The sequence below is a fragment of the Planococcus sp. RAB007_Raresut genome, from assembly GCF_057369535.1.
Window position 1 is genome coordinate 1 of record NZ_JBXYIF010000018.1, and the last position, 7,341, is coordinate 7,341.

A 7,341-nucleotide genomic window follows, 5' to 3' on the forward strand; every position below is an offset into this window, starting at 1 on the left:
TGACACGTTTACGAACGCTCTTTTTGGCCATTTTCGGCTGTTTTCAAAGCGTTCGTAAAAGTGTACTTTTACGAACGCTTTCATGTGTACGAAAAAATATAATAAAATTTTAGAATATTAGAAACAAAATTAGGATAAGTACGTTACTATTATGACAATAGTTTTCCAGTTCTTAAGGATAAGGAGGAAAAAGATGAATTCTTTTCAATCGACGTATAAAGCAGGGAATGCCAACATCGGATTAAGCGCAGAAGTACAGCGTTTGAAAGTGCAGGTGATGATGGGGTGGGAGAAAGAATTCCGGAACCTGCAATGGTTCGGGCTACAGGATGGTATGCGGATACTTGAAGCCGGTTGCGGACCGGGCTTTGTTACCGAACAACTGGCCCACCGATTGCCGAACAGCCGGGTCACCGGATTGGATATGGACGGGGACTTGCTGAAGCAAGCGGAAGAGCTGCTGAAAGAAAAAGGCCAAAAGAACGTGAATTTTGTCCAAGCTTCCGTGTTTGATACCGGTCTTCCGGACAACAGCTATGATTTTGTCGTGGCGCGTATGCTCTTTCTTCACCTGCATAAGCCAGAAGAGGCAACTCTTGAACTTCGTCGTGTATTAAAGCCCGGCGGGAAGCTGGTCATCATTGATATTGACGATGGCATCTTTGGTGTTATCCAGCCGGGCATTGAAGGATTTGAATCCATTACCAAAAAATTCACCGAGATGCAGCGCAATGCAGGCGGCAATCGGCTCGTTGGACGCAGTTTACCCCGTCTCTTACGGAAGACAGGGTTCACGGAAATCGAGTTGGAGACGGTGGCTGTGCATAGTGATTTAGCAGGCGTGGAAGGGTTTCAGACCCAATTCGATCCAAAGCGATTTGAAGGCTTTTATCGAAATGGGGTCTTGACTGAAAGGGAGTTCTCACACATCAGCCAAGTAGCGGAAAGGCTGGCAGAAGACCCGGATTCCTATGCGATGATGCTTTTTGTGATGGCATGCGGGATGAAGAGCTAAACTAGTATAGCTATAGAGCTGATAAAAGCGAGTAAGAGAGAGAAGAGGCTGATTAGGGCATATCTGATCTCTCTTTTTGTGTGCAATAAGTGTTCTAATACAAACGCTTTTTTTCATTAGTAACTTGTGATGAACTTTTAAAAAGGGTTTACATCAATTAAAGAAGAATGAAAACCAAAAGGGTATCTCAGGAAAAGGAGGAACTTTGAGTGAAAATCACTTTTATTGTGGCAATGGATAAAAACCGAGTGATCGGTAACAAAAACGATATTCCTTGGAGAATTCCAAGAGATTGGAACTACGTGAAAGAAACCACACAAGGGCATGCCATCATTATGGGCAGAAAAAACCTCGAATCCATTGGGAGAGTGCTTCCTGGGAGAAGAAACATTGTACTGACCAGAAATCAAGATTTTTTCTTCGATGGATGTGAGATTGCGCATTCCATCGAAGAGGTCTTTAGATTATGTGAAAATGAACAGGAAATCTTCATCTTTGGAGGAGAAGATATCTACAGGGCCTTCTTGCCATATGCTGAAAAAATGCACATTACAAAGATCCACCATGCGTTCAAAGGCGATACGTTCTTTCCAGAGGTGGACTTGTCAGGGTGGGAGGAAGTCTCAGTTAAGGAGGGAATTCGGGATGAGAAAAATCCATACTCTTACTCCTTTCACGTATATGAAAGAAAGAAATCCCAAGAGTAAATTTCTTAAAATGGCAAAGGCGATCATTTTTAATTTAGAAAATATACTTCAAAACTACAAACAGAAATTTCCGGGAAGGAAGGGGAACAATGATTTATCGCCGAAAAACATACAAAGTAGATTCAAGAATAGTGAACGAGTTTAATCAACACTTTAATGAAACCTTGTTACCGGCACAGTTGAAGCATGGCGCGCGGTTAATCGGAAGATGGATGACGTCTGAGACTGCCGACATTACAGAGATTTTTGCGATTTGGGAATATGATAGCTATAAAACGTATGAAGAAATAGAAAGCTGTGTGAAAACTGACCAAGCTCATGTTGAACGGGTACAGGCATGGCTCAACAAAATTGGAAAAGAAAATATAGGAGCTTATTTAAAAGATGAAGTGAAAGAGGATTTTCTAGAAACGACTTTATCTACAAATAGAAATCATCTAATTTGAATAGTTTACATATCAGCACTTACTAGAAGCTGCTTGAATACAAAGGGAGATTAGAGACGATGGCGTACAAGCACATCAGTTTCTCTATCATCCCTCTTTTATAAGGCCAATTTTATTGAGCAAAATTTTATTCTTAGATTTTAATAAAGTTACTTATCTCATCAGTAAATGCTTTATAATCAGTTTTCTTTAATGTAGCCAAATCAGTATTATTCCAATCGCTAATATCAGCAAGAAAATCGCTTATATCAGAAAGAATATTTCTAATTCTCTTTAATTCTTGAAGAGGGACGATTTTATTTACATCGTCTCTTATTCCGGCTATCTCTTGAACATATTCTTGCTCTTTTGCTTCCCAGTATTTAATGTAATTTATTCGCTGCGAAAAAGAATAAATCTCTGCTGCAAAATTAGAAGGGTTTTCTTCTTCTATCGACTCTTGAATAAAATTAGTATCTTCCTCTTTTAATATTATCAATAGCATTTTTTCTTTATATTCATGAGAACGCATTACCTCAGAAATTTCAAACATACTATTTACAGACTTTAAATAGTGATCACTTATAATACTTATGACAAAATCATGTTTTCCAATTGTTTTCATAAACTGTTTAATACTTTCTTTGAACTTTATATCTCTTTGATCACGTGTAACTTTGTATCCTAGCTCTGCAAAATCTGATTCGATTAAATTACAAAACTCATTGTCTTTCCAGCAATAAGAAATAAAAATTTGAGGGGTGCTTTCTTCTAAGGCAGCGACAGAAGAAAGAGGAATTTCTAAAGTGAGCTCTTCCAAATACTCTCTTATGTAATTTATTAAATGAATTGTTACTTGGTGATTAAATGCATCTATATGAGCCTGATATTTATTACCTGTCCCATAGCCAAAGCTTATATTGAGAAAGTTCTTGGACTTATCTATGTGTTTTAATAATTGATATATAAAACTTATTTCCTCAGACTTTTCCAACGGTAGTTGATACTTTCCATTCCATTCTTTTTCTTCATTAATTTTTTCGAAATCAAAATTTGTAGATGTATTGTTCTCGATAAACGTTAGAAGGATATCGTTGGAATCGATAAAATTTAAAAATCTAGTCAAGTCTGCTTGTTCAGAGCCAAACTTTGTTGTGAGGAACCGAGATCCGACCACTCTAAACTCTCTACTTAACTTGGTTAGTTCTTTTTTCTTCATTTAATTATTCCTCCCACAGTATGAACAATATATTCCAATCCATTTATCAAGTTCTGTTACTTTAACACGTGTTTTGCAACAATGGTTGTCTGCAATTACTAAAAAATCATCAATTTCATATAGTTCGGGTTCATAGCTCTTTGGTTTTTTTCCTGCTTTAATCTTAAGACCACTTCGCTTTGATTTTCTTTCAAGATCTTTAAAAAGATTGTGGATCATTTCTTCTGCATAGTTTTGTCCGATACTGAGTGCTTTATCTATGACCTCGGTGGTATAAAATGAAGGTATTTCCGAAGTCAAACCGCATTTCGGGCAATATAAATTTAAAGCTTCGGATGCCTGGAATTCCTCACTACTGAGTTTAAATATGCCATTACAGTATGGACACTGCAATTTGAAAAAGTTATCTGAATCAGTTGGGATACTAATAGAAAACTTAATGTCACTCATCTAGTCACTATCCTTTTCTGTAAATTATACCATTTATTTGAATACACTTAGTATTAGCTGGTGGCACAAGCGTTAACTTAAAAGGAAATCTCATTATGGCCATTTATTAAAAGGTACGAGGACATGATTAGTTTGAATATCAATGTGATAGACCGGGAAGGGAGTGAATGGTAGTGAGGATCGATTTTAGTAATTGGAAGCCGCTAACGATCAGAGAAGTGAACAATATATTTTCTGGAATTTCTATTTATTGGGGCATTGCAGGTGGTTGGGCGCTGGATATGCACTTAGGAAGAACAACTCGAGAGCATAGCGACATAGACATTGTGATATTTCGCAAAGATCAACAAGTCCTGTTCCAACTCTTGAAAAATGAATGGACATTATACAAAGCAAAAGATGGGAAGGTAGCGCTCTGGCAAGATAAAGAACATCTCGATGTTATTAACGATGTGTGGGTGAGTAAGGATAGCCGATCTCCATGGGCATTCCAAATTATGCTGATGGATTGCGAACAAGGCAATTGGATTTACCGGAGAGAAAAGACGATTAAAGTATCGAAAAAAGAATTATTTTCTACTGATGAAAATCAAGTGCCTTATCTGAAGCCTGCCATTCAACTTCTATATAAAGGAGGTTCTTCACAAATAAGAGAAAAAGATTTCAGCGACTTCCAGTCTGTTTTGTCTTCATTGTCATTAAAAGAGAAAGAGTGGTTGAAAGAAGCATTAAAAAGGCAATTTCCTTTAGGACATAGCTGGATGAAAAGTTTGGAAGACTAATTTAAGTACAAATCAAATATTAGTTTACATATCATTATTTTATCGGAAGTGACTTGGTATAAAGAACAAGCTCAATAAAATGAAAAGGACAGAAGCTCTCGTTCGAGCGATTCTGTCCTTTTTTAAGGTGGTGGAATATCAAAAAGACTGTTCATTCAGTTCGTTCCTTCGTTCACCTGGGCATTTTTGATTCGCGTGAAAGAAGGTGCTGAGTTTAACTCTTCTTTGGATTCATTCGTTACAGTTACTTTTACAGGCACCACTTGTTTCTTTGTGAGATACTCGGCAATTGTGGTGAAGCAGTAGATCAACATCATGAAAATTGCTAGTGGCGGCAGGATCATCCAATATTGATTCGTCACAAAAACTTCTCTCGAAATCGAAATCATCCCCGAAAGTTCGTATATTTCAGGAATGAGCCGCGGTGAATCGATTTGCGAAAGGGCTCCTCCGACAAAGATATTCAAGATTCCTAAATGAACAAACATTTGAAGCACTTGAACAATATGCTGTGTCCACATTAAGACTAGCTTTGGCCACAGCTGCGGCTGAATATGTTTGGTCAGAATCCAACTTAAAGACCCTCCCATCAAAACCGAACTGACGACATAGTCTTTTTTGAGCGTTTCATTCATTTCATTGCCGATACCGCTAGTGGTGATGGGCAAGACGACCGCCGACATGATCAAGACCTGGAAGGCGAGCCGTTCCCAAAGCGTGCTGTTCCATTCGCCGCTGCTGATCAGAACCGGCAGCAGCAAGATGTAGACCAGCAATGTCAGCGGCAGAAAATGCATGCCGTCTGCCACGGAATTGACGATATGCCGCGCCTTGGTATTGAGAAAGAATACATAGAGAAGCCCGAATACATAACCGAGCACCACTCGAAGCGTCGCGATGAGCAGACTCAGAATAATCGTGTATTTGATGCCGACCAAAAGTTGTTGGGCAATCGAAAAGCCATAAGGGTCGGTGCCGAAAACGACCTCAGCCGATGGCGCAAGGGGTGCACTGCTCGCAATGCTGCCATCTTCTTCGTATGCGTATTGGATTTGATCCACTTCATCCCCGGCAATCAAACCGTAGAGAAGACTGGCCGACAGAAAGCTACCTATGAGCAGTAAGGGGATGATGACAGTAATCCGCCTCTTAAACTGGAATGAAACCGGTTTTGCGGTCTTCTGCTGTTTTGAAAAAATCCGTTTCCAGCTTGTCTGAATTTCCTGTGCATCAAATATCCGCAAGTTGAATTTCTCAAAGACAGCGTTTCGCTCGACTTCACTCCTTTTCAACAGCAGTTCCATGAAGGTGTAGAAAAGAAAGAATGGAATGAAGATGGTCAGCAGGATGAAGGTGATGCCTTTCGGACTGAAGTCCGATCGCAGGTAATAAAGGATTCCTTCAATGCCGAATAAATACTCGATGATCAACAAAGTGGAAAGGGTCAGCCAGACAATGGATTTCGACTGGTAAAATACACTGCTTAATACATTAGATGTGCAATGTTTCCAAAGAACTTCAAACTGGCTCAAACCTTTCGAGCGTGCCAGTTCCACATACGGTCGCTGCTGTTCTTCTTCATATAGCAGGACAAAGAGTTTAAAAAACAACAGGGTCGGCAAGACGGACAGACAGAGAACCGGCGCGAAATAAATCCGCTCGCCGCCCAGGCTGTAAAAACTGAGAAGCAGTGTGCCTGTTTTCGAGTAGAAAGCGAGCACCGCTATTTGAATGAGAAAGACGTAGGAAAAGTCCGGAAACGACTGCAGGAGTTTTGCCATCTGCAACGTGGAGCGTTTGATAGTACCTGTAGAATGCAAGGTGAGCAGCGCCAGCACAAAAGCGATGACAAAAGAGAAAACCAGAGCCATCAGCAACAACGGCATGGAATACAGATAAGGGCCGCTTAAAAAGCTGGAAAAAGAGAAGGGTACAGTTTCAAAAGTACTTAGATTCAAATAGCTGAGTGTCCATTCGTCCGGTGTAAAGAATGAGGTGATTACACTTTTTACAGCTAAGGCGTAAGCGAAAAAATCAAAAAAAGTGTCTCCTCGGAACATGGCTGGGGTGGCACTGATCAACACGATGCCGACAATACCAAATATGAATTTCCCTAAAATGGCTATTATTTTCTTCATTTCATCCTCCCTCTATATTCCTTTTAAAATCGAGATCAACAACCTCTTGTTAAGCTAAAAAGTATTCACGGTATGTATAAAAAGTAATGGCGACGACCAACAGTAAATAGAAAAGCGAACCAATGAAAATATAAGATCTTTCAGTTGGTTCGGCATTCTGGTCCATCCGAATGCCCGTTTGCCCTTGAATGGCCATGTCCATTCGCCGGCTCGCCATACCGCCTTTGCTTTTGAAGAAATAAATTATTGCCAAAGCCAGCCCGCCGAAGGGAATCGCGATATCCAGAAAATCCAATTGAAAAGCAAAGGCAGCGGCCAGGTTACCTACCCCTAAAATTAGTATTGTACCGAGAACAATCAATGAATTTTTCATAAATACCTCCGTTATCTATACTGTAAAAAAGTTTGGAACTAGTGGATTATTAAGATTTCAAAAAAAGTACTTTATCTTAATCATTAAATTCGGAATTTAACGTTTTTAAAGTATAGGTTGAGTATAGGTATGCCAAGAAGTAATGAACCGAAAACGAAAATACAATTTTAGCCATAAGAAGGGTTGCTTTTTAGTTTCATGTACAGCTTCTTCTATTTTACTAGTAATTCCG

Annotated in this window: 8 protein-coding genes; 4 read left to right on the forward strand and 4 right to left on the reverse strand. The window is 39.4% G+C overall.

Going from position 1 to position 7,341, the window contains the following annotated elements; genetic code table 11:
• The first annotated feature begins 193 nt into the window (after positions 1-193).
• The 3 genes from AC2Q9J_RS17480 to AC2Q9J_RS17490 all read left to right on the forward strand — a co-directional run bounded on the left by AC2Q9J_RS17480 (position 194) and on the right by AC2Q9J_RS17490 (position 2,168).
• Positions 194-1,015, forward strand: coding sequence for a class I SAM-dependent methyltransferase (locus AC2Q9J_RS17480; RefSeq protein ID WP_499041928.1), 822 nt, complete (start codon positions 194-196; stop codon positions 1,013-1,015).
• A 209-nt stretch (positions 1,016-1,224) separates the two neighbouring features.
• Positions 1,225-1,722, forward strand: coding sequence for a dihydrofolate reductase (locus tag AC2Q9J_RS17485; protein ID WP_499041930.1), 498 nt, complete (start codon positions 1,225-1,227; stop codon positions 1,720-1,722).
• An 89-nt stretch (positions 1,723-1,811) separates the two neighbouring features.
• Positions 1,812-2,168, forward strand: coding sequence for an NIPSNAP family protein (locus tag AC2Q9J_RS17490; protein WP_499041932.1), 357 nt, complete (start codon positions 1,812-1,814; stop codon positions 2,166-2,168).
• Between the two features lie 133 nt (positions 2,169-2,301).
• Here AC2Q9J_RS17490 and AC2Q9J_RS17495 read toward each other — a convergent pair whose 3' ends face one another.
• Positions 2,302-3,366 (reverse strand): toll/interleukin-1 receptor domain-containing protein, encoded by a 1,065-nt coding sequence (locus AC2Q9J_RS17495; protein ID WP_499041934.1) that lies wholly within the window; start codon positions 3,364-3,366, stop codon positions 2,302-2,304.
• The gene (locus AC2Q9J_RS17500) at positions 3,367-3,816 is read right to left on the reverse strand and encodes a hypothetical protein (protein WP_499041936.1); all 450 of its coding nucleotides are present in this window, start codon (positions 3,814-3,816) and stop codon (positions 3,367-3,369) included.
• Between the two features lie 173 nt (positions 3,817-3,989).
• On the opposite strand from AC2Q9J_RS17500, the gene AC2Q9J_RS17505 reads away from it, so the two are divergent.
• Positions 3,990-4,598: a nucleotidyltransferase domain-containing protein gene (locus AC2Q9J_RS17505; protein ID WP_499041938.1), complete on the forward strand. Its 609-nt coding sequence runs from the start codon at positions 3,990-3,992 to the stop codon at positions 4,596-4,598.
• A gap of 155 nt (positions 4,599-4,753) precedes the next feature.
• Here AC2Q9J_RS17505 and AC2Q9J_RS17510 read toward each other — a convergent pair whose 3' ends face one another.
• Entirely contained in the window at positions 4,754-6,736 is a 1,983-nt protein-coding gene (locus AC2Q9J_RS17510) for an ABC transporter permease family protein (RefSeq protein WP_499041940.1), read from the reverse strand.
• Positions 6,737-6,785: 49 nt separating this feature from the next.
• Positions 6,786-7,109, reverse strand: a complete 324-nt coding sequence (locus tag AC2Q9J_RS17515) for a hypothetical protein (protein ID WP_499041942.1) — start codon at positions 7,107-7,109, stop codon at positions 6,786-6,788.
• Between the last annotated feature and the right edge of the window lie 232 nt (positions 7,110-7,341).

Coding starts and splice junctions, on each gene's coding strand:
- AC2Q9J_RS17480 (WP_499041928.1), top strand. CDS start 194: ATGAATTCTTTTCAATCGACGTATAAAGCAGGGAATGCCAACATCGGA.
- AC2Q9J_RS17490 (WP_499041932.1), top strand. CDS start 1,812: ATGATTTATCGCCGAAAAACATACAAAGTAGATTCAAGAATAGTGAAC.
- AC2Q9J_RS17495 (WP_499041934.1), bottom strand. CDS start 3,366: ATGAAGAAAAAAGAACTAACCAAGTTAAGTAGAGAGTTTAGAGTGGTC.
- AC2Q9J_RS17500 (WP_499041936.1), bottom strand. CDS start 3,816: ATGAGTGACATTAAGTTTTCTATTAGTATCCCAACTGATTCAGATAAC.
- AC2Q9J_RS17510 (WP_499041940.1), bottom strand. CDS start 6,736: ATGAAGAAAATAATAGCCATTTTAGGGAAATTCATATTTGGTATTGTC.
- AC2Q9J_RS17515 (WP_499041942.1), bottom strand. CDS start 7,109: ATGAAAAATTCATTGATTGTTCTCGGTACAATACTAATTTTAGGGGTA.